The sequence below is a fragment of the Geobacter psychrophilus genome (genome assembly GCF_056821595.1).
In genome coordinates this window covers 3,234,451-3,257,053 of sequence record NZ_JBXDTU010000004.1, presented here as the reverse complement: position 1 = coordinate 3,257,053, position 22,603 = coordinate 3,234,451, and the positions used below count along the sequence as shown (strand labels likewise).

Annotated in this window: 20 protein-coding genes; 18 read left to right on the top strand and 2 right to left on the bottom strand. The window is 53.3% G+C overall.

Annotated elements, in window-relative coordinates:
* The first annotated feature begins 130 nt into the window (after window positions 1-130).
* From ACOCF6_RS17570 to ACOCF6_RS17545, 6 genes are all read left to right on the top strand, one after another.
* Window positions 131-2,380 carry an NADP-dependent malic enzyme gene (locus ACOCF6_RS17570; protein WP_482461626.1) on the top strand — a complete coding sequence of 750 codons (2,250 nt, stop codon included), beginning with the start codon at window positions 131-133 and terminating at the stop codon, window positions 2,378-2,380.
* Between the two features lie 344 nt (window positions 2,381-2,724).
* The gene (locus ACOCF6_RS17565; protein WP_482461625.1) at window positions 2,725-3,690 is read left to right on the top strand and encodes a DUF2226 domain-containing protein; all 966 of its coding nucleotides are present in this window, start codon (window positions 2,725-2,727) and stop codon (window positions 3,688-3,690) included.
* 102 nt (window positions 3,691-3,792) lie between these two features.
* Window positions 3,793-4,542 carry a hypothetical protein gene (locus ACOCF6_RS17560; protein ID WP_482461624.1) on the top strand — a complete coding sequence of 250 codons (750 nt, stop codon included), beginning with the start codon at window positions 3,793-3,795 and terminating at the stop codon, window positions 4,540-4,542.
* A 71-nt stretch (window positions 4,543-4,613) separates the two neighbouring features.
* A complete protein-coding gene (locus ACOCF6_RS17555; RefSeq protein ID WP_482461623.1) occupies window positions 4,614-6,554 on the top strand; it encodes a multiheme c-type cytochrome in 1,941 nt (646 codons plus the stop codon).
* A 44-nt stretch (window positions 6,555-6,598) separates the two neighbouring features.
* The gene (locus ACOCF6_RS17550) at window positions 6,599-8,062 is read left to right on the top strand and encodes a hypothetical protein (RefSeq protein ID WP_482461622.1); all 1,464 of its coding nucleotides are present in this window, start codon (window positions 6,599-6,601) and stop codon (window positions 8,060-8,062) included.
* 78 nt (window positions 8,063-8,140) lie between these two features.
* Window positions 8,141-8,503, top strand: a complete 363-nt coding sequence (locus tag ACOCF6_RS17545) for a cytochrome C (protein WP_482461621.1) — start codon at window positions 8,141-8,143, stop codon at window positions 8,501-8,503.
* A 95-nt stretch (window positions 8,504-8,598) separates the two neighbouring features.
* Here the strand turns inward: ACOCF6_RS17545 and ACOCF6_RS17540 are convergent, their stop codons facing one another.
* On the bottom strand, window positions 8,599-9,558 hold the full coding sequence (locus ACOCF6_RS17540) for an AMIN domain-containing protein (protein ID WP_482461620.1): 960 nt from the start codon (window positions 9,556-9,558) through the stop codon (window positions 8,599-8,601).
* 91 nt (window positions 9,559-9,649) lie between these two features.
* Window positions 9,650-11,494, bottom strand: coding sequence for a tetratricopeptide repeat protein (locus ACOCF6_RS17535; protein WP_482461619.1), 1,845 nt, complete (start codon window positions 11,492-11,494; stop codon window positions 9,650-9,652).
* A 260-nt stretch (window positions 11,495-11,754) separates the two neighbouring features.
* Here ACOCF6_RS17535 and ACOCF6_RS17530 point away from each other — a divergent pair, with 260 nt between their 5' ends.
* From ACOCF6_RS17530 to ACOCF6_RS17475, 12 genes are all read left to right on the top strand, one after another.
* Window positions 11,755-12,786: a GTPase-activating protein gene (locus ACOCF6_RS17530; RefSeq protein WP_482461618.1), complete on the top strand. Its 1,032-nt coding sequence runs from the start codon at window positions 11,755-11,757 to the stop codon at window positions 12,784-12,786.
* A 123-nt stretch (window positions 12,787-12,909) separates the two neighbouring features.
* Window positions 12,910-13,542 carry a DedA family protein gene (locus tag ACOCF6_RS17525; RefSeq protein ID WP_482461617.1) on the top strand — a complete coding sequence of 211 codons (633 nt, stop codon included), beginning with the start codon at window positions 12,910-12,912 and terminating at the stop codon, window positions 13,540-13,542.
* Between the two features lie 110 nt (window positions 13,543-13,652).
* A complete protein-coding gene (locus tag ACOCF6_RS17520; RefSeq protein ID WP_482461616.1) occupies window positions 13,653-14,396 on the top strand; it encodes an RNA methyltransferase in 744 nt (247 codons plus the stop codon).
* Window positions 14,393-14,665, top strand: a complete 273-nt coding sequence (locus ACOCF6_RS17515) for a SemiSWEET family sugar transporter (RefSeq protein WP_482461615.1) — start codon at window positions 14,393-14,395, stop codon at window positions 14,663-14,665. The genes ACOCF6_RS17520 and ACOCF6_RS17515 overlap by 4 nt, the downstream gene beginning before the upstream one ends.
* Before the next feature lie 30 nt (window positions 14,666-14,695).
* Window positions 14,696-15,280: a LemA family protein gene (locus ACOCF6_RS17510; protein WP_482461614.1), complete on the top strand. Its 585-nt coding sequence runs from the start codon at window positions 14,696-14,698 to the stop codon at window positions 15,278-15,280.
* A gap of 19 nt (window positions 15,281-15,299) precedes the next feature.
* The gene (locus ACOCF6_RS17505) at window positions 15,300-16,160 is read left to right on the top strand and encodes a TPM domain-containing protein (protein ID WP_482461613.1); all 861 of its coding nucleotides are present in this window, start codon (window positions 15,300-15,302) and stop codon (window positions 16,158-16,160) included.
* Window positions 16,161-16,165: 5 nt separating this feature from the next.
* Entirely contained in the window at window positions 16,166-16,804 is a 639-nt protein-coding gene (locus ACOCF6_RS17500; protein ID WP_482461612.1) for a TPM domain-containing protein, read from the top strand.
* A 131-nt stretch (window positions 16,805-16,935) separates the two neighbouring features.
* Window positions 16,936-18,276: an exodeoxyribonuclease VII large subunit gene (xseA, locus tag ACOCF6_RS17495; RefSeq protein WP_482461611.1), complete on the top strand. Its 1,341-nt coding sequence runs from the start codon at window positions 16,936-16,938 to the stop codon at window positions 18,274-18,276.
* Between the two features lie 55 nt (window positions 18,277-18,331).
* Entirely contained in the window at window positions 18,332-18,562 is a 231-nt protein-coding gene (locus tag ACOCF6_RS17490) for an exodeoxyribonuclease VII small subunit (RefSeq protein ID WP_482461610.1), read from the top strand.
* Window positions 18,563-18,574: 12 nt separating this feature from the next.
* Window positions 18,575-19,468, top strand: coding sequence for a polyprenyl synthetase family protein (locus tag ACOCF6_RS17485; RefSeq protein WP_482461609.1), 894 nt, complete (start codon window positions 18,575-18,577; stop codon window positions 19,466-19,468).
* Window positions 19,469-19,475: 7 nt separating this feature from the next.
* Entirely contained in the window at window positions 19,476-21,353 is a 1,878-nt protein-coding gene (gene dxs, locus ACOCF6_RS17480) for a 1-deoxy-D-xylulose-5-phosphate synthase (RefSeq protein WP_482461608.1), read from the top strand.
* A gap of 2 nt (window positions 21,354-21,355) precedes the next feature.
* The gene (locus ACOCF6_RS17475) at window positions 21,356-22,594 is read left to right on the top strand and encodes a peptidase MA family metallohydrolase (protein WP_482461607.1); all 1,239 of its coding nucleotides are present in this window, start codon (window positions 21,356-21,358) and stop codon (window positions 22,592-22,594) included.
* Window positions 22,595-22,603 lie beyond the last annotated feature (9 nt).

Sequence of the window (22,603 nt, the reverse complement as noted above, 5' to 3'; positions counted from 1 at the left end):
CTGACTACCATTAACTGCTTGACAAATATGAAGGAGGAAGACTATCCTTTTTCACTTTTAATAAAAGTATACGTCATAAACACCCAATAAACCGATGTTATTTTAACTTAACTAAAATATGGAGGAAGAGATGGCAAAGTTTAAGAACTCGCTCGAGTATCATTCCACCGGTCGCAAAGGCAAGATCGAAGTCATCTCCACCAAACCGTGCCAGACCGCCGCCGACCTGTCGCTGGCCTACTCACCGGGTGTGGCCGAGCCCTGCCTGGCCATCCAGCAGAACCCGGAAGACGCCTACAAGTACACCGCCAAGGGCAACCTGGTGGCGGTCGTCTCCAACGGCACCGCTGTCCTGGGACTGGGCAACCTGGGCGCCCTGGCCGGCAAGCCGGTCATGGAGGGCAAGGGCATCCTCTTCAAGCGCTTTGCCGACATCGACGTCTTCGACATCGAGCTGGACACCGAGGACCCGGACGAGATCATCAAGGCCTGCCAGCTGCTGGAACCGACCTTCGGCGGCATCAACCTGGAGGACATCAAGGCTCCGGAATGCTTCTACATCGAAGAGACCCTCAAGAAGACCATGAAGATCCCGGTCTTCCACGACGACCAGCACGGCACCGCCATCATCTCCTCCGCCGCCCTGCTCAATGCTCTGTACCTGGTGGACAAAAAGATCGAGGATATCCGCATCGTCGTCAACGGTGCCGGCGCCTCGGCCAACTCCTGCGCCAAGCTGGCCATCTCCCTGGGGGTCAAGCCCAATAACATGATCATGTGCGACACCAAGGGGGTCATCTACAAGGGCCGGACCGAAGGGATGAATCCCTACAAGGAGCTCTTCGCCGCCGACACCCCCTTCCGCACCCTGGAAGAGGCCGCCAACGGTGCCGACGTCCTGTTCGGCCTGTCCGCCAAAGGGGCCTTTACCAAGGAGATGGTTGCCAGCATGGCCCCCAACCCGGTCATCTTCGCCATGGCCAATCCCGACCCGGAGATCACCCCGGAAGATGCCCATGCCGTACGCAAGGATGTCATGATCGCCACCGGCCGTTCCGACTATCCCAACCAGGTCAACAACGTGCTGGGCTTCCCCTTCATCTTCCGCGGCGCCCTGGATTGCCGCGCCACCTGCATCAACGAAGAGATGAAACTGGCGGCTGTCAAGGCCCTGGCCCAGCTGGCCCGGGAAGAGGTGCCCGACTCGGTCTGCAAGGCCTACGGCAACCAGAAATTCGCTTTCGGCCGCGACTACATCATCCCCAAACCCTTTGATCCGCGCGTCCTGCTGCACGTCGCTCCGGCCATAGCGCAGGCTGCCATGGAGACCGGCGTGGCCCGCCAGCCGATCGAGGACATGGCCAAATACATCGAGCACCTGGAATCGACCCAGGGCAAATCCAAAGAGATCATGCGCATGATCATCAACAAGGCCAAGAGTGATCCCAAGACCGTCGTCTTCCCCGAAGGTGACAATGAAAAGATCCTGCGGGCCGCCAAGGAACTGGTGGAAGAAGGGATCGCCCATCCGATCCTGATCGGCGACAAAAAGAAGATCGAGCAGAAGCTGGCGGAACTCAATATTGAGTTGGAGATACCGATCATCGACCCGACCGACTCGGAGCTGACGGAAAAATACGCCGAAGATCTTTACAACCTGCGCCAGCGCAAGGGACTGACCCTCTCCGAATCCCAGCGCATCCTGCGCCGCAAGTCCCGCACCCACTTCGGTTCCATGATGGTGCGCATGGGCGATGCCGACACCCTGCTGGGGGGCATCGACACCCACTATCCCGAAACCATCCGCCCGGCCCTGGAGGTCATCGGCAAGCAGCAGGGACTCTCCAGCGTGCACGGCCTCTACATGATGGTCTTCAAGAATGACGTCTACTTCCTGGCCGACACCACCGTCACCATCGATCCGACCGCCGAAGAACTGGCCGAGACCGCCATCCTGGCGGCCGAGAAGGTGCGCATGCTGGATATCGAACCTAGGGTAGCCATGCTCTCCTTCTCCAACTTCGGTTCGGTCAACCACCCCCAGGCCAAGAAGGTGCGGCGGGCGGTGGAGATCGTCAAGGAGCGGGCCCCCGAGCTGATCGTGGACGGCGAGATGCAGGCCGACACGGCCGTTGTTCCCGAACTGCTGGAAGGCTTCACCTTCTCCAAGCTCAAGAGCAACGCCAATATCCTGATCTTCCCGGACTTGAACTCCGGCAACATCTGCTACAAGCTGCTGCACCACCTGGGGGGCGCCGAGGCCATCGGTCCGATCCTGATGGGCATGAACAAACCGGTGCACGTCCTGCAGCGCGGCGACAGTGTCGATGACATCGTCAAGATGGCCGCTATTGCCGTGGTGGATGCCCAAGCTACCTAAAAGGCGACCATGGCATAAATATTGCTTAATCTTTACCCTATAAAGGCAGCAGGTACCGGCTCATCAGCTCAACCTCCTGCCTTTTAAAGTTATTTTTATTGATATTCAGGGAGTTACATGCTTTTGAATAGCAAGATCAACCAACGCCCTAGATACGCGAAATAACGAGGTTTTATTCCACATGCAGTTATTTGCCGAAAAACTGGTTTTGAATTTATTGCTGTGATTACAAGCAATTCCATATAAAATTCGCATAATTTGTTTTGACATCACGACTGTTTTGATTTAAAGATTGTCATCATTTTACACGGCTGTCCGAAGCCCATCCGACTCAGGAGGCGCAGATGTTCCTTCTTCCCAAAGGCAACCCCCTGTTTGAAAACCTGGCAGCCACCAAGCTTAAGCTGCCGGAAGTCATGACAAAATTGAGCTCAGGTGCGTTTACCGGCTACGCCAGTTTTGTTTTTCAGTCATCAACAACCATCCTTGTGTTTGAAGCGGGTAAACTGGTCAGCGTACTCCTTGAAGAACAGAAAGGTGGGCGACTGACGGGCTTTGAAGCCCTTTCCGCCTTGGTAGAACTTATGGTGACCTCAAACAGCGGCGCCATGAATGTCTACAAACTCTCCAAAGACCTCACCATGTGCATTCATGCCCTGCTCCAGGGAGAGATCCTCTACAAGGCCCAAGAGCTCAAACTGATCGACATCAAGACCTTGCTGGAAAAGATCAAGGACGACCAGATGAATGGCTGTTTGCGCATCTTTACAGAAGACCGTTCCGCCATGATTTTTTATAAGGACGGCAACCCGCTCGGATTCTTCCATGACGGTTCTCACGACATCGAGACATCTTCAACCGAATCCCAGAAAATCGCCGGGATGCCCGGCGCTAAAATCGACCTGTTCTCGACCCAAGGGGTGGAGGAACTGATGGGAGTGGACCTTCTGGAGGTAGCCAATATCCAGAAGATCTGGGACACATCTGTTTCCCGCCACCAATTGGATACGGATAAAATCCACAAAGAGCGGGATGAGCGGGATAAGAAATCCGTTTCGCTCAAGCTATCTGAGCTGGAAGATCAGTTCAAGAACATCGTGATTGAATACATCGGCAAGGTTGGTCGCGGTATCGTCGACAAAGAAATCTCAGACCTGGGCGGAAACACCTGCTTAATTGACGATGTTGGTTCAACAAAACTTCTTAACGGCGTTGAGCGGGCAGCAAAACTGCTGATCAGTGGCACAAACACCAAACTGCTGATGGAAAAACTTACTACACTCATAACTGTGTCAAAATCAGAATTCTAGCGTTACTCCTGACACACAGAAATCGTGCGTTGATGAAATTATTCTACCAAACGCGCAGGAAATAATTCCTAAGTTACAAAACTGGTCTTCATTGGAGGGTATATGGAAAATCTCGTCGAACTGCTCACCCAGCTTAATCCGTTCGATCTCATCCAGGTAATATTCTGGGGTGTTGCAGGAGCCGTCAGCTTTTACTTCAGCTTAGGAAACGCACGTGTCTGGACGAGTATCTCGATCGGATTCTTTCTTATCTTTCTCGGCCAGGCCTATGCGATCAACCCGTTTGTACATTTTTACAAGCTTTCTGCCTTTCACTACATCATAGGAACCTTGGCGATCATGCTGATCACCCACGGATTCCTCGAATACTACGTTTTCTGCAAGACGTTCGAAATCTCCGGTCAAAAACTGTACGTGTACTTATCAACCGTTGCCGTTCTGGCCTTTTCGGGTCTGTTCCTGCTTGTCAACCCGACCCCGAGTCCCAACACCATCAGAAACATCAAGATGGTTGAAAATGCCATCTGGGTTTTCTTGTGCGTCATGAATCTCGAAATCATTCGAAAGATCTACGAAACAATCAAGGACGCTACGATTTCAAAGGGTTTTATTGCGTTCGGCATCGTATTTATCTGCATCTTCCTCTGGAAGGGATCAGAACTCTACCTTCAGGTTTTCCAGTGGGACAAGGACTGGCAGGACATTATCGCCGTTATGACTGAAGAAACCTCCGATATTGACAGCTATCCTCTCAGGGTTGGATTTTCCCAAGCCGTCAACCGGTATGCAGGTCTGCTCTCAGGACTGTCCGTCGGTGGCACCTTCATGTATATCTACCGACTACTCAAATAATTCAAAAAGGCGGGTTTTCCCGCCTTTTTTAAGTCCGATTGCTCCACTTCGGATTCAGGAGGTTTGAACCAATGAAATTAGCGTACTCTGCTTCTCTGTTTATATCTATCGGCATGGCTCTACTGCTTGCCGGATGCGGTTCGGGCGGGACAAGCCCCGAAGCAGCACATGATTCAACAGCCTGTATCAGTTGTCACCAAGATGTTAGCTGGGTGACACCAGGCACTGGCAAGAATGTCGTGGACGAGTGGAAACTTTCCGCCCACAACACCAAAGGCGGAGCAGGCTGCGGAGACTGTCATGGCACAGGCTTCACCCATCCCGCATCGTGCAATAAATGTCACACAATCGGTGCCGCATTCAACCCGATCAAGAATCCTGATGATGCGGGTAAATGCGCAGGCTGTCACAACATCAACAACGCTAATAATGCTTACAGTACCAGCAGGGATTTCGGGGGTGAAATCACCAACACCCTTACAGATCATTTCTCAACTCCAACGTTAAAAGCATACACCAGCGGCGCATACAATGCGCGCTACGTCACTAAAAATTATGTATCAAACTGCCGAAAATGCCACAACCCTCATGACACCAGCTCGAATATGGAGAAATTACGCCAATGGGCGCGCAGCGGTAAAGGAGATGTCACAGCTCTTCCATGGAGAAACTATGATTTTGGCAGGGATCCAGCCCGCAGCACAGCAACCCCAGGGGCCACTCCAGCCAACTCTTTTGGTGCTGACTGCGTTCGCTGTCACACTGCGACAGGTCACATCAACTTCCTGGCAAATCAAAGCATTGCGCCAGCGTACGGCGGCACCTCAAAGACGGATGGTAAAGAAGTACTTGCCTGCAACGTCTGTCATGATGATGGCAAAGGCTACGCTTACGGCTACAAGAGACGTTCAGTTGGGCAGGTAACGGCCTACTACAACAAGTCTACCGTCAGCAAAATGCGGGTTCGCATACCTGTTACCTACCCCAATATCGGAGAGTCAAATATCTGCCTGAACTGCCATGTGGGACGGGAAAACGGAAAAGTCATCAAAGAGCTGGCAAACCCGACCAAGACAGATAACAAAGTGATCACTCCGAGCGGTCCTTATAACTTCACAAATGCCGGGTTCGAAAATTCTCACTACCTGACAGCTGGTGCGACGATATTTAGAACCAGCGGATTTGAGTTCTACAGTTCGCAGTATTACAATAATCCTTCTGAATATGCTCACGACAGGATTGGCGTCGGGAATTACAGCAACACCGGTACTTCTGGTCCCTGCATTACCTGCCACATGAAGCCGGGCAGACACACCTTTCTGCCGGTTAAAAAGAGCAGCAATGACAAAGTAACAGCCATCGCCACTGAGCTGACCAGCACAATTTGCGCCAACTGCCACAGCGCGATGAGCGCCGATGTTATAAATCACGAGAGAGAACAATTCCACGCTGCGATGGAAGCTCTGAATGTAATGATTAAAGAAAAACTGTTTATTTACTTCGCAACTACCAATCCTTATTTCTTCACTAAACCATATGTTGTCGGCTACGTGGAATCCGGAAGCTGCTCGGAAAATCAGGCAGTAAAAAACTGGCAAACTGGTGGAACAACATCATTTACCTATGTATCCGCAACCAAAACATGTCGTTCTGCTACCGCTTCACCCGGCATAACTGGTACAGGTGACAACAATATGGGAGCTGCCTTCAATTATAACCTGCTCCACCATGATTACGGTGCATTCGCCCACAACCGTTACTATGCCAAACGTCTGATTTATGATTCCATCAGCTGGCTCTTCGACAACGACGTTAAAACAACGACAAACACGGCCGGCTATTATTCTGACGTTGAAGCTGCAATTCAATCATCTGCTTCTCTGACTGCAGAGCAGAAGGATGCCGCCTGTACCTATTTATTCAGAAACAGTACATTAGGTTATACTGTCTATATTTCAAAGAATTTTCGCAATTGGCGACCAGGCAGCGATATAAATAACCCTGTTTATTGAAACAATGCTATCCATCTAAAGAACATTTACAATCAGGAGGTCCTATGAAATTTTTAGTACTTAGCATTACATGCATAATGATGCTCGTAATCAATGTTTCAACGTCACACGCTGTACCAGCCTTCAGCCGCGCCCACAAGGTGGAGTGTACCACCTGTCACACCATCTACCCTGAGTTGAACGAGTACGGCGATGCCTTCCTCAAAAACTCCTATGTGTATGTCGGCAAGGGAAGCAAATCCGCCAAGAAAACTGTTTCGGCACCTGCAAAAAATACTGCTGCTGCAGTTGAAACCCCAGCCGCTGATGCACCTAACGTCAAGGGTGATGGTGATACAGCGAAGCTGAGCAAGCTGAAAGCCGGCGCCATGGGCGCAGATGCTGCACCTCAGACTGCGAAAGCAGCACCTGTCGCGGTTGCCGTAGTTGCTGAGCCGGAAGAGACCCAGTCAGAAGGAATGATCCTGGCCGGCATTCCTGAACAGTTGCCGATATCTTTTACAGGCTCGATCAATTATTATACCGGCGACAGAAGAAATATCGTCGGTGGCAACGAGGTAGATTTCGCCGCACGCTCGTTCAAACTGCATGCTGCGGGTAATTTCCGTGACAAGATTGGATTCTTTGGCACCTATGTTGCCTATACTGAAGGATCAGGCAACTCCAATACAAGTGCGACTCCGTCGAACGCCGGAAGTAACATCAATGAATTCTTCATTCAGTGGCGCAATCTGCTGGGCACCCCTGTCAACCTTAAAATCGGCCGCATGCAGCCTAAGCTTGGACTCTGGAAGACCAATAACAAGCTCTCTGTCACGAACGATTATGTCCCCTACTCCTACTCGGTCGGTAGTGAATCACAATTCAGGATTCAGCAGCCCCAGGATGCATTGGAACTGAACAGTATCCTGGGCAAACGTTTCTTTGTAGCCGCCGGCCTCGTCAACCGCAAAGGTCAGAACGAGAAGGACGCCTACGGACATGTTTCCTATAAGTTCGGTGGAGCAGATTACCTGGGTAACGAGCCCAATATTGACTTGGACAAGGAGGAGAACATCCTCGACTTTTTGACCGTAACAACTGGCGCTTATGGTTATTATGGCAAAAATGGTAAAAGCAATTCAAATGATCCAAGAAACACGTACTACCGTGCCGGTGTAGACACTGAACTTCTCTACAAGATTTACCGTCTGCGCATGCTGGCAAATATAGGAGAAGATGACAATGCAGCACTTGCTGCACACCCATGGGCCAAGGTTATCTCCAAGGCTTTCACAGTCGAAGGTGAAGTAACCCTCCTGGTCAATCTGATTGCTGCTGCACGCTTTGAATTCCTGCAGAATGAAAGTGAAAGCGCCTTCTTTGAGAGAAACAACTCACGACGATACATTGCAACCCTTGGCTACACTCCACTCGAGAACTTCAAGCTGTCCACTGAGTTCAAATATGAAATCGGACAGACCGTTATCAACCGCATCGGGACGTTAGGTGCAACATTCAGTTTCTAACAGTTAGTTAAGATGTAGATTGCAGATATTTTTATTTATTGCTATAAGAAACCGAACACATTGCACCGAGGAGTATTTATGAGAAAACTCTTTTTCCTGACGGCACTTATCACATTTAGTATTTCAGTCAATGCAGATGCACGCGTCAAAGTTAAAGGACGTGGTGCGGTCATGAATTTTGATCCTGCAAGTATACCTGCGCAGTACCAGGCTTCGTTCGAGATGATGTCAAAGAAATGCGTCAAGTGTCACACCATGGAGCGCACGGTCATCGCAGTTCAAACCGGTCGCGCTCCCATAACCGGTCAGACATTCGACAGACAGGCAATAAAGGCCTATGGCATCAAGATGCTGCGTAAGCCGAATTCTGACATGAACAAACAGGAGATCAGGGAAACAGTTGTTCTTCTGAACTACATTATGGAAGAAAACAAGAAATAGCTTTTTCTAAAACCCCAATTTCTTTTTAGCTCAACAAAAAAACAGCCTGCGTACGCAGGCTGTTTTTTTTGTTTCACCAACATATTCAGAAGAGTCTATTTGAAGTTAACCCGCACACCATTTTCTGTAAAAACAACTGAATAGGGAGGAAAAGGCGACCGGGATGCATCCAGCACAACACGAACAACACCAGGGGTAGTCCCAATCCGAACCTTTGCAATACCAAATTTATTAACCGGTACCTTATTCGCAGTTAATGTGGTCACACCCGGAATATCAATTGCCAAGCGGTCCGGCTGGGTAAGCTTTACGTGCTTTATTTTATCAACATTTCCATATGCCTGGATATCGATAAAGGATGAGCCAATGACAATCCCCTTGACAACGGCCTTGGAGGGCGACTGGTCAACAATAGCAGACTCAACCGACTCTGCTTTTTCAGAACGGGCTGCGACCGGGGCAGCAGCCGGGGCTGCAGCAGGAGCCGGCTCATCAAGTCCAAGCGGGTCTTCCTCTTCCTTGGTAAGCGAATTGGCCGGAGCAACAACAGCCACCACCTCAGGCTTCTTAGGTTCTTCTACAGGAACAGGTACAGCAACGGGCTTAGATTCAGCAACCGGAACGGGACTCAGTGCGGGTGCATCAGCAGCTACAGTCGCTCCGCTACCGAAAGTAATCAATAGTTTTTTTCGATCAGCTGCATGCTTGACAAAAATATCAGATTCCGCCACAAGGTTAAAGACCAGACGGCTGACGGTCATATCCGAAATCAGGGCCTTATCGACACTGATACTGGACACAGCTCCCTTATTTACGACGATCAGCGGCTCAACTTTTTCCGGGTCGGCGTCGGCAATATCAACCACAGCACGGGCCTGCCCCGGCACCTTGTAATAGGTATAGGTCATAGGAATATCTGCCGATACTTCTATGACAACACCAGAACCGGATGTTACAGGATTGACTTCGAGCAGCTCTGCTGCCAATGCAGGGTTAGCAATTGAAACCGCAAACAGGCACAACGTTCCTACCGGACCGAGAACCATTTTCTTCATGCATCAACCTCCTTCATCGCAATTTTTTCTATCAACGTCGTTCACAGCAACAAAAGCTCATATACAGGGTGTAGTTTAATGCCGCGGACAGTCAATTAAGATCAAATTTAAGTAATTCATCATCGGAAAAATCAAGAGAGTTCTTATCCTTGCCGGCAGCAACCAGTCGAACACGGACGTCCCGATATCCCGAATTTGACTTTTCTATCTCAGTAAGCAACTCTACAAGTTGATCATTCTTGCCGATGGCTCCATAGGTCAAAGCAAGCTCATACTTAACAGAGCTGGCATCTTCAAGACCAAGACCCGGATTCATTAAAGTTTTCAACACCTTTTCAGCGTTTACCAGGTCGCCCTTATCGCGTAGGCAGGCACCTTGCAGTACGAGGCACTCCAGACGTCTGCCACCATCGGCAGATGCCTGTCGAAATTCGTTTATGGCCTCATCGTAAAGCCCCATTTCCCTGAATGCCACGCCAAGATCATAATGGGACTGAGCATCTGCCCCATCCAGTCCACTGGCAAACTTGACCCCGCGAGGCTTGGTTGCAATGTTATCGAATATTTCTCCGGCCGCATCGAGCCAATCATCACCTGGGGTATCAGCCGTGTCCAGAGGGATTTCAAAGTCGTCATCATCGACATCGAACTCAACCTCTATATCAACCTCGTCTTCCGAATCTTCAAAGACTCCTGCGTCAACAGGTGCACTGGAAACAGACCGGCTATCAGCTGATGAGATTTCAGTGTCTATGTCGGCAAAAGACACTTCACCGAATTCAGGTTCATCGCTAGCCTGCCCGCCAAAAAAAGACTGCTCTTCAAAGGAATCCTCCTGAACGTGCGCAGCAACGTCAGGCCCCTTATCAGATACTCCCTGCAAAGACTGTATCTTGGATTGCAGAGCAGCAGAATCTTCAGCCTTGCCGAGAGCCATGCACACTCGATTAAGCCCCTCAAGAACACGCAGGTTGATCGGGTCTATTGTATCAAGGCTACGATAGATACGCTCAAGATCCTCCAGAAAACGTCCTGCGAACAATCCCAGTTCGTAATTGTCAAGCAGTGCCAAGGCACCTTTCAGATCCTTTTCAGAAACAAGACATCCAATCAAACCAACCTGCGCAGAAAGCTCGTTCGGAAAACATTTGAGAAAATGCTGATACGCGACCTTCACCTTTTGAGGCTGATTCAGCTGAGTGAATGCCTCTACAATCAATTCCCAGATGCGTTTGTCATTGGAATTGGTGCGCAGCAATGCCTGAAGACCGGTAACAGCACTGGCGGCATTGCCGTTAGCAATTTGCTCGGCTAGGATCTCCAGGGCAAATTCTGATTTTTGGGGGAAGAGTTGCTGAATACGTGCATCAAGCTTCGCAAACGCGACTGCATCGCCCCGATCCTGCAGGATCTTTGCAAGCTTACTGAAAACTGCATAGGAATCGTCTTTTTTGCCAAGCTGGAAATAGGCCTCAGCAAGCTTGTGCTTTACGTTGATATTCTGCTGATCAACATTCTGCATTTTCTCCAACACAGTGAGTGCATCTTCCCTGTTGGAAGCTCTCTCATAATAATCGTAGACCTGTTTGTATTCCGCCAAGGCATTGGCCACCAGACCATGCTTCTCGTTCAGGCTGGCCAGGGTCAGTGTAATAGGAATGTCTCCTGGGTAAAGCCCCTGCAGCTTCTTGTACACGGCGATAGCCTTAAGATAAAAGCCATCGGAAGTGAATTTTTTACCGATCGCTTCAAATTCGGCACGCGCGTCATCAGACCGACCGGCCCTCACCAAAAGTTCGGCCAGCTTCTGTCGATGATTAAGGGCGGAAGGATCCAGCGCCATCACCTGTTCATAAGCTTTGATGGCCTTATCGAGCTGCCCGCGCAATGCCAGTCGTTGGGCTTCCTCTATGAGTTTATCCTTCTTAGAACTCACCCTTGGTGTTCCTTTCGTCTCCACTGACGCTATTATCTAGTAAAGCTAAGATTAAAACAGGATGAAAGTACTGTAACAAACCTATTAATGTCAAGTACAATAACCTGGTTATATTAGTATTTTCAGCACGATCGGCGATTAAATTTAGTTTTTGACATGATCCTTAAAATACTTTACGTTATCAACCGCATGACATTCAAGCACTTTGACTGATTCCAGCACTCAAAAGCGCATCCAATACTACATCGGAGGCAGTGGCAATGCATTTTTTGCCTAAAGCAAACCCGCTCTACGAGCAAATTTCCGCAGACAAAGTTATCATCCCCGATATACTTGAAAAACTTGGCAAAGGCCACTTCACCGGTTACCTTAGTCATACTGCCGCCGGTTTCGAGGCTTATTGCATTTTCGCAAAGGGAAAACTGATCTGCGCTGTCAGTTCTGAGGCGGATAAAGATAAAACCGGATTTGAGGCCATCACGCAGATGTTTGACAAAATCTTCAGCGCCGGAGGCGAGATCAATGTCTACCGCATGACGACCGATCTCGCCATGTGCGCCCACGCACTGGTTCTCGGCACAAAACTTTTCAATGGGGATGAAGTCAGGCAGGTAGACATAAAAAGCATGCTTGCACGCATAAAGAATCAGGACATGAATGGAGTTGTCCATTTTTATACCGCCGACCGTTATGCCATGATGTTTTACAGCAACGGCCTGCCAATCGGGTTCTATCACGATGGTTCGCGGGCCATTGAAACATCACCTGATGAATCCCGCAAGATTGCCGCCCTGCCGGGTGCACGCCTTGAAGTGCGCTCTACCAGGCCGATTGAAGAGCTCATGCTGTATGACCTTCTGCAGATGGTCAATCTCAGCAAGCTTTGGGAAACTGCCAGCTCCCGGAAAATATCTTCCCAGATAAAAGAAGCGTCGTCTCAGGCTCAAAAAAACGCAACTCAGCCCAAAGAATTTTCAGCATTTTCAGCACCTGTCATCCCCCCCACCCCACAACCCGACAGCCCCCAAACGCACAGCGTGGAAAAACTGACTGAACTGGTCGATGACCTCCAGGAAGTGGCTATGGCGTACCTTTCTCGGGAAGGACGCACACTTGTCGAGAAATGTATTGGCGAAGCCGGAGGCTATACTGTCCTGCTGGATAACGACAAGACAGAAAAACTGCTCTCGCGCCTGGAGGATGAAGCCAGAATCATCGACAGTCATGCCCGTATTGACGAAATGATCGACCTTATGAGGTCAGAGATTGCTGGTCGTCTTGCTGTTTTGTAAGCCACACATTAATTTCTGCGGTTTTCCGTCAGAAAAGAATTTGGCTAACGCACTGATCCTGGGTATCAGGGCAAGGATTAGCTGCCTCTATCAGCTTTTTGGCCCTGCCGGCGGGTGCGGTTAGTGCATTTCCAGCAAATTCTCAGAGACTACCTTGAACTCCACGGCTACTGGGTGCTTTTTATCGGAACCTTTCTGGAAGGAGAGGCCATTCTGATCATGGCCGGCTTCCTGGCCTTCCAAGGCTATCTGAATATAAGCGGAGTGATTCTGACCGCCTTTGCCGGATCTTTTCTCGGCGATCAGTTTTATTTTTACCTTGGCCGGATACAGGGTACATCACTGCTGCGGCGCTTCCATTTCATCGCACGCAGGTTCCGCGACTCCATTCGCCTGATCGGAAAATACGGCGCTTTTGTGGCTTTCATCTCCCGCTTCACCTACGGCTTCAGGATCATACTTCCAATCATCCTGGGAATAACCAACCTTTCTCCACGTACGTTTTTCCTGATAAACCTGTGCAGTGCGTTTGCGTGGGCCACCATCTTCTCTCTGGCCGGATACCTTTTTGGCAAAAGCGCCTCACTGTTTCTCGAAGATGTCGGCAAATATGAACATTATCTGCTGCTGGCACTCATTGGACTTATCATGACGGCGTGGTGCGGCCATATGTACCACGCCTGGAAAGTAAAAAAACCGGCCCGCATCCGGCTTGAGCGCATGCGGGCTCTACGCAGGTCTCAATTAGTGCGTTAGAAATCTGGTTTCTGCGTTTTTTGCAGAAAAAAGTTTCGTTAACGCACTTATCCCGATTTTGGGGCAGCGAGTTAGATGCTATCTTCTGTTTATCAGGATCAGGTACACCTATGAGTACATTCACTGACAACACGGTCATCGTTCTGGTCGAACCGCAATCACCCGGCAACATCGGCATGGCCTGCCGCGCCATGAAAAACATGGGATTCAGACACCTGCGCCTGGTGAATGGTTGCGACCGTTTCCATCCGGAATCGCTTAAATTTGCAGTATCGGCCAGGGACCTGCTGGAAAGCGCCGAGGTCTTCCCTGACCTGGCATCTGCCCTAGCCGACTGCACCCTTACGGCCGGCACAACACGCCGCCACGGCAAGTATCGCCAGGAGATCATGTCTCCGCCCGAACTCGCAAGCACCTTCAGGGAACAGGCCGGGCCGGAATGCCGGGCGGCCATCGTCTTCGGCCGCGAGGACAGCGGCCTGACCACCGACGAGCTGTCCCTGTGCCGCTGGCATGCGACAATCCCGACGGCAGAGGAGTACGGTTCGCTCAACCTTTCCCAGGCAGTGCTCGTATTCTGTTATGAACTGGGCAAGGCCGGTGAATCGCCCGGCGGCGGCAGGGAACTGCAGATCGCCACATCGGCCGAAATGGAGTCGATGTTCCTGCAAATGGACAGCTGCCTGCAAAAAATCGGTTTTCTGAACGAGCAGAACCCGGGTCACATCATGCGCTCAATGCGGCGCATCTTCTTCCGATCTGAACTGGACAATCGTGAGGTCTCGATCCTGCGCGGCATGCTGACCCAGATCGAGTGGGCCAGCTCCGGCTTCGACGGGAGAAAGCGATCGTGAACCCCACAACAATCGGCCTCGTTGCGGGGGCGCTTACCAGCATCGCCGCCATACCTCAACTGGTAAAAACCCTGCGGACGAAACATGCCCGTGACATCTCCATCTGGCAGCCGCTTCTGCTTGCCATCGGTCTTGCGCTCTGGCTGATGTACGGTGTCCTGATCCACGACCTGCCGCTTGTTCTGGCAAACATCGTGCCCTTGATTTGTAACATCATGCTTACTATATTGAAGGTACATTACCGCAACAACGATGCAGTGCATGACTGATACAACCCAAAATTCACGGAGGTAAAAACCATGAAACGCCCATCAGCATTGTTCCCCCTGTTCCTGCTGCTGACACTCCTGTCCGGCTGCGGCTACAACACCATGCAGGCCAATGAAGAGGCGGTCACCGCCGCCTGGGGCAACGTAGAATCTGCTTATCAACGCCGTGCCGACCTGATCCCGAACCTGGTCGAAGTCGTCAAGGGCTACGCCAAACATGAGTCCGAGACGCTTCAGGCCGTCACCGAGGCCCGTGCCAAGGTCGGATCCATGCAGGTTTCCAAGGACGTTCTCAGCAACCCCGATAGTCTGAACAAGTTCCAGCAGGCCCAGGGCCAGCTTTCCAGTGCCCTCTCCCGCCTGATGGTGGTGGTTGAAAAATACCCGGATCTCAAGGCCAACCAGAACTTCATGGATCTGCAGAAACAGCTGGAAGGGACCGAGAACCGCATCAATGTGGCCCGCGAGCGTTACAACGCATCGGTACAGATCTTCAACACCAGCATCCGCACCTTCCCCAATTCCCTGACCAACTCGATGATGCTGCATCTGCAGCGCAAAGAGGCATTCAAGGCCGAAGAAGGCGCCAAGGTGGCTCCCAAGGTAAAGTTCTGACAGGACAAGGCATCTAGACATGTTCATCAAGCGCATACTCCTACTGGCCATCCTGCTGCTCATGCCGCTCCCGTTGCTGGCGCTGGATGTACCGCAACTCAGCGGACGTGTCAACGACTACGCCGGGATGCTCTCCCCGGAGGCCGCCTCGCGCCTTGAACAGAAACTGGCCGCGTTCGAACGTGACCAGACGACACAAATTGTCGTACTGACCGTCCCCTCCCTCCAGGGTGATGATATCGACCAGTTTACGATCCGGGTGGCCGATCAGTGGAAGATCGGCCAAAAAGGCACGGATAACGGGGTACTGCTGGTCCTGGCCCAGGCTGAACGCAAGGTGCGCATAGAGGTCGGTCTGGGGCTACAAGGCGTACTGCCCGACTTAACAGCGGGCAGGATCATCAGGGATGTCATGCGGCCGCATCTGAAAACCGGCAACTTCGACCAGGGCATTGACGCGGGTGTGGACGGGATCATGGCCGCCACAAAGGGTGAATTCAAGGCCAGCCCTGCCGAGCGGAAGAGCAAACCGCGGCATAACGGATCTTCAACACTGCTGACCTTCCTGATCTTCACCGGGGTTGCCGCAGTGGCCCTGGGCTCCATCTCCCGTTACCTGGGCGGCCTGGCCGGGGGAGTCGGCCTGCCTCTGGCCGCAGGCATGGCCTTTTCCGGCCTGGGACTGGGGATTCTGCTCCTGTTGGTAGTAGTGGGGCTGATAGCGGGCTTTCTGCTCAGCAGCATGGCCCGCTCCGGTCACGGAGGCGGCGGATTCTACGGGGGTGGCGGATTCGGCGGGGGAGGATTTGGGGGCGACGGAGGCGGATTTTCCGGCGGTGGCGGCGGTTTTGACGGCGGCGGCGCATCCGGAGACTGGTGACTGGCATGACAATAAAAACGACAATCACAACGCATCTCACAACAGATCAACAGTCAGCCATACGGGCTGCGGTGAGCCAGGCCGAGGCGCACACGTCGGGCGAGATCGTCCCCCTGCTGGTGGCGCAGAGCGACGACTACCGTGAAGCGGCCGTACAGGCGGCAGCGATCATTTCTGCCGCCCTGGCCCTGGCCCTGGCGCTCATCATTCATGACACTTCGGTCTGGTTTTTCCTCCCTGCGGCCTTTGTGCTCTATTTCCCGACTCTGGCCGCTGTGCGCCGCCTGCCGCTGCTCAAGCTGGCCTTCACCCCAGCCGCGCGTGTCAGTGAGGTTGTGCGCCAACAGGCGATGCACGTCTTCTACGAAAACGGACTCCACCGCACCCGCGATGCGAACGGCATCCTGATCTTCATTTCCCTGCTGGAGCGTAAGGTGTGGATCCTGGGGGACCGCGGCATCAACACCGTCATCTCGCCAGAGCGCTGGACCGCGCTCGCCTCCACTCTCACCTCAGGCATTCGCCAGGGACAGCTGACAGAGGCGCTGGTCGGCGTGATTGCCGAGATGGGCGATGTCCTCCGCCAACACTTTCCCCGCCGGCGCGACGACGTTAATGAGCTGCCCGACCTGCTAGAGGAATGAAACCATTAAATGTTTGTTGAGGGCCGACAGAAATGCCGGCCCTCAACATTTCGTAAACGCACATATCCTGTTTATCAGGATCGGGGCTTTTTTATTGACCCGACCAGGTTTTCACTTACAATGGCGGACATATGGATATTTTTGCCGAAAAAACAATTCTGACGGTCAGCCGCCTGACCGCCCTTTTGCGCGGAGTTCTGGAGGAAAATTTCGAACAGCTCTGGGTGCAGGGAGAAGTATCCAACCTTTCGACACCTTCATCTGGCCACATCTATTTCACCCTAAAGGATACGGGCGCCCAACTGCGCTGTGTCATGTTCAAGGGTTCGGTCAAGAATCTGAAATTCCGGCCGACCGACGGCATGGGACTGATCGCCCGGGGCCGCATATCGGTATATGACCAGCGCGGCGAATACCAGCTGATCTGTGAATACCTCGAACCAGCCGGCATCGGTGCCTTGCAGATGGCCTTTGTTCAGCTCAAGGAGCGCCTGGCCAAGGAAGGTATCTTTGACGAAGCCCATAAGCAGCCGCTGCCGGCTTTCCCGCGCCGCATCGGGGTCATCACCTCGGCCACCGGTGCTGCCATCCATGATATACTCAACGTCCTGAAACGACGCTTCGCCTCCCTGGAAATACTGCTCTACCCGGTGCGTGTACAGGGTGAAGGATCTGCACTGGAGATTGCCCGGGCAATTGATGACATGAACCGCCTGGGCCTGGTGGACGTGCTGATCGTCGGGCGCGGAGGTGGGTCCCTGGAGGATTTATGGGCCTTCAACGAGGAGGCAGTGGCACGGGCGGTGTACCGTTCAAAACTGCCGGTCATCTCGGCGGTCGGCCACGAAACGGACTGGACGATCTGCGATTTTGTGGCCGATCTGCGAGCCCCGACACCATCGGCGGCAGCGGAACTGGTGATTGCCAGTTCCCTGGAATTGCGCGGACAACTGGAGGCACTCCAGCACCATCTGCGCATGGCAATGGAATCCCGTCTTACAGCCCTGGATGCCCGTGTTGATGCGCTGCGCAGGTCTCTGCATGACCCGAGCACCATGCTGGGTCACCTTACCCAACGGGTGGACGACCTTACAGAACGGCTCGAACTGGCGCTGGAGAATGCCACCCTGCGACGCCGGGAGCAGTACGAACGGCTGCACTCCGTGCTGGCATTTCACAGCCCGGAGCGCCAGACAGATAAACTTCGGCAAAAGCTCACAACACTTTCCCTGCAATCCGAACGCCTGATACTGAACAAGACTCAGGGATTGAAACAGGCCTTCAGTGGCGTAGCGGCACGCCTGGAGGTTCTTTCACCCTTGCGTACACTCTCCCGCGGATACGCCATTGCAGGTATCGGTGTAGGAACAGTCGTGACCGATATTGCCCAACTGGCCGAAGATGATCGCATCACCATCCAGCTGTACCGCGGCAGAGCGATCTGTCGCGTGGAAGGTCTTGAGGAACCGTAAAACTTGACGCTTTGGAGAGTTTCTGAAATAATTAACAACTTTAAGGACACATGCTATGGCAACGGAAAAGTTCGAAACATCCCTGAAAAAACTGGAAGAAATCGTGCGACGGCTTGAGGGCGGCTCACTTTCCCTGGAGGATTCTCTCAAGGCATTTGAAGAAGGGGTCAAGCATTCCTCCTTCTGCGCAAAAAAACTTGACGAGGCCGAGCGACGGGTAGAGGTACTGCTCAAGCGCAAGGACGGAACGTTTTCCCGTGAACCATTTGAACCTGAAGAAGGATAAGGGGACACTCCCATGGATTTAAAATCATATCTTAAAGAACAGTGCGCCCGCATCGATGCCGCATTGGACAGATTTCTACCGAAGGAATCGGAATTGCCACACAGCCTGCACAAGGCCATGCGCTATTCGGTCTTTGCCGGCGGCAAGCGGGTGCGGCCGATCCTGATGCTGGCAGCCTGCCAGGCGGTCGGCGGCGATACGGAGCGGGCCATCCCGGCTGCCTGCGCCATGGAAATGATCCACACCTATTCCCTGATCCATGACGATCTGCCGGCCATGGACGATGACGACTTCCGTCGCGGCAACCCCACCAACCACAAGGTCTTCGGCGAGGCGATTGCCATTCTGGCGGGTGATGCCCTGCTGACCGAGGCCTTCAAACTGGTCAGCGACCCGCGCAGTACCGGCGCCAGCGACCCGGCTGCACAACTGGCCGTAATACACGAAATTGCCACCTGTGCCGGCTCCTACGGCATGGTCGGCGGCCAGGTTGTGGACATGGAAAGCGAAGGCAAACCGGACATCGATCTGCCGACCGTACAGTATATTCACACCCACAAAACCGGCGCCCTGATCAAGGCCTCCGTCGTTGCCGGCGCCCTTCTGGGAGGCGCATCAGGTCCGAAACTGGCCGCCATCACCCGCTATGGCGAAGCTGCCGGACTGGCCTTCCAGATCGCCGACGATATCCTGGATATCGAAGGCACCACCGAAGAGATCGGCAAGGATGCGGGCAGTGACGAGGCCCGCGGCAAGGCCACCTACCCGGCTGTCATGGGGCTGGCGGCGGCCAAGGAAGAGGCCCAGGCCATGATGGACGAAGCCATGCGGGCATTGGAGATATTCGGCATCGAAGCGGATCCGCTGCGGGAGATCGCCACGTATATTGTCAAACGGAAAAACTAAGGTATCTATGTCCATTCTTGAAACAATCAATTCCCCTGACGACCTGAAAAAACTTTCTGCCCAGCAGCTTCCTGCCGTAGCAAAAGAACTGCGCCAGATGATTATTGAAACCTGTGCCAAAAACGGCGGACACCTGGCACCCTGTCTGGGAGTGGTCGAACTGACCATAGCCCTGCACAAGGTGTTCAGCACGCCGGCCGACAAGATCGTCTGGGACGTGGGGCACCAGGCCTACGCCCACAAGATCCTGACCGGACGTCGCGACCGTTTCGGCACCCTGCGGACCCTGAACGGCATCAGCGGTTTTCCCAAGCGGGCTGAATCACCCCACGACGCCTTCGACGTCGGCCATTCGTCCACATCCATCTCGGCGGCCACCGGATTTGCGGCAGCCCGCGACCTGGACGGACGGAAAAACAAGGTACTGGCCGTGATCGGGGACGGTTCCATGACCGGCGGTCTGGCCTACGAAGCGATGAATCACGCCGGGCATCTGGACAAGGACCTGATCGTTATCCTCAACGACAATGAAATGTCCATCGCCGAGAACGTCGGCGCACTCTCCAACTTTCTCAGCCGCACCTCTTCCAGCGAGTTCGTGCATCGCTTCAAAAAGGATGTGGAATCATTCCTGAAACGGGTGGATGTGGGCAAAGGGGTCCTGCACATTGCCCGTAAAGTAGAAGATTCCTTCAAGGGCTTCTTCACACCGGGCATGCTGTTCGAGGCCTTCGGATTCAATTATATCGGCCCCATTGACGGCCACGACCTGCCCATGCTGATCGAAACCCTGCAGAGTGTCAAAAAGCTCAATGATGCCGTACTGATCCATGTACTGACCAAGAAGGGCAAGGGCTACAAACCGGCCGAAGACAACCCCTCACTGTTTCACGGTGTCGGGCCGTTCGATATCGCAAGCGGCAAGGTTCTCAAAGGCAAGGGGGGGGCCGCCTCCTACACCGCCATCTTCGGCTCGGCACTCTGCAGGCTGGCTGCTGAAGACGATCGGATTGTGGCGATCACTGCCGCCATGCCGGACGGCACCGGTTTGTCCGGCTTCGCCAAGGAATTTCCCGAGCGTTTCTACGACGTCGGTATTGCCGAGCAGCATGGCGTCACGTTTGCCGCCGGGTTGGCCGCCGAGGGACTCCGGCCCGTATTTGCCGTCTACTCGTCCTTCCTGCAGCGCGCCTACGATCATGTATTTCACGATGTCTGTCTGCAGAACCTTCCGGTCACCTTTGCCCTTGACCGCGCAGGGGTGGTAGGCAGCGACGGCCCGACCCACCACGGCGCCTTTGACCTTTCCTACCTGCGGCACCTGCCCAACATGACCCTGATGGCCCCCAAAGACGAAAATGAGCTGCAGCACATGCTGGCAACAGCTGTTGACCTGGGCACTCCAGCTGCCGTGCGTTACCCGCGCGGCAACGGCTACGGTGTGCCGCTCGACCAGACCTTGAAGGCGATCCCCGTCGGACGCGCAGAAATCCTGCGAGAAGGGTGTGATGGTGCTGTGCTGGCCCTGGGATCAATGGTTGCGCCGACAATGGAAGCCGCAACTGAGCTTGAGCAGCAGCACGGCATCCGTCTGACAATTGTCAATGCACGCTTTGTAAAACCGCTGGATGCAACGTTGATACTGAAACTGGCCGGTAAATACGGCTCCCTGATCACCATTGAGGAAAATGCCCTGCAGGGCGGTTTCGGAACAGCAGTGCTGGAGCTGCTGGAGGAACATGGCCTGAGCGGCACACGGGTGTTGCGTCTCGGCTACCCTGACAACGCCATCCCCCAGGGAGAACAGCATGAGCTGCGCGCCCAGCTGGGCCTGGATCCGGCAGGCATCAGCAGGTCAGTTCAAGGCTTCCTGTCCCGATCATGACCATGAGAAGACACCGCAACATCCTGTCTCTGTTGATTGCCACCCTTGTACTGTTTTCAGCTCCGTTCCAGCTGCACGCCGGTTCGAACGAGACGTCCCCGCCGGGCTCCCGCAGTTCTGAAAGCTCCGAAAAAAAGCTCGAACAGGCCCGCAAATCATACGAACTGTATCCTCTCAACCAGGGCCTCAAACGCAACCTGGCAGAAGGGTATGCAGCTTACGGTCAGACATACTTCAAGCAGAGACAGTACGAACAGGCCGACGGGCAGTTTGTCAAGGCGCTTGAACTGTATCCAGACGAACCGGTATACATACTGCTGCGCGGCGTCTGCCAGTTCCAAATGAAAAAATACGATGTTGCCCGCTACGAACTGGAACGTGTCCGCGCGCTGCAGCCGGAATCCGTTGAAGCACTCGTGTATCTCGGCCTGGTGCTGTATGAGACTGAAAACCGCCTGGAAGCGGTGCAGTTGTGGGAGCAGGCGCTCAAACTGGCCCCCGCACGCGGTGATATTGTCCAACTGCTGGAGAAGGCCCGCAAAGAAGCCGTTGTCGAGGAAAAGATGGACCGGGGGCACAGCTCCCGGTTCAATCTGACCTATGATCCGGGAGTGCCTACTGCGTTTGCCTTGGATGTCCTGGATGTCCTGGAGTCCGCTTCCAACCAGGTCGGCGCAGAACTGGGGCATTTCCCCGAAGCACGGGTACCGGTAGTAATCTACAAGCGCGATGACTACAAAACCGTCACCAATTCCCCTGACTGGTCGGGCGGGGTGTACGACGGCACCATCAGGCTGCCCTTCGGGGCCTTGAGCGAAATCAGCGCCGGCCTGCGCTCGGTACTCTTCCACGAATACGCCCATGTGGTGGTCTATGACCTGACCAAAGGCAATTGTCCCATCTGGCTGAACGAAGGCATTGCCGAAATGTTTGGCCGCAAGCAGCTGGCTGATTCCAGGGCAGCACACCTGCAGAGCAGCAGCAAAGCTGCCGCCGTTGACATTCGCAAGCTGGAGGGAAGCTTTACCGGTCTTTCTACTGCCGATGCGAATATCGCCTACCAGCAGAGTTACAGCCTGGTGAATTATGTGGTAAGCGCCTACGGTTGGCACAGGGTTCAGCAGATGCTCACAGCACTTGGCCAGGGAATAGGGATCAATGAAGCCGTTGCAGCGGCCCTGCAAAGCTACAATCTCAGTTATGAGGGCCTCGTGAAAGAGTGGCAAAATTCCGTGATGTGAGAGGGAAGC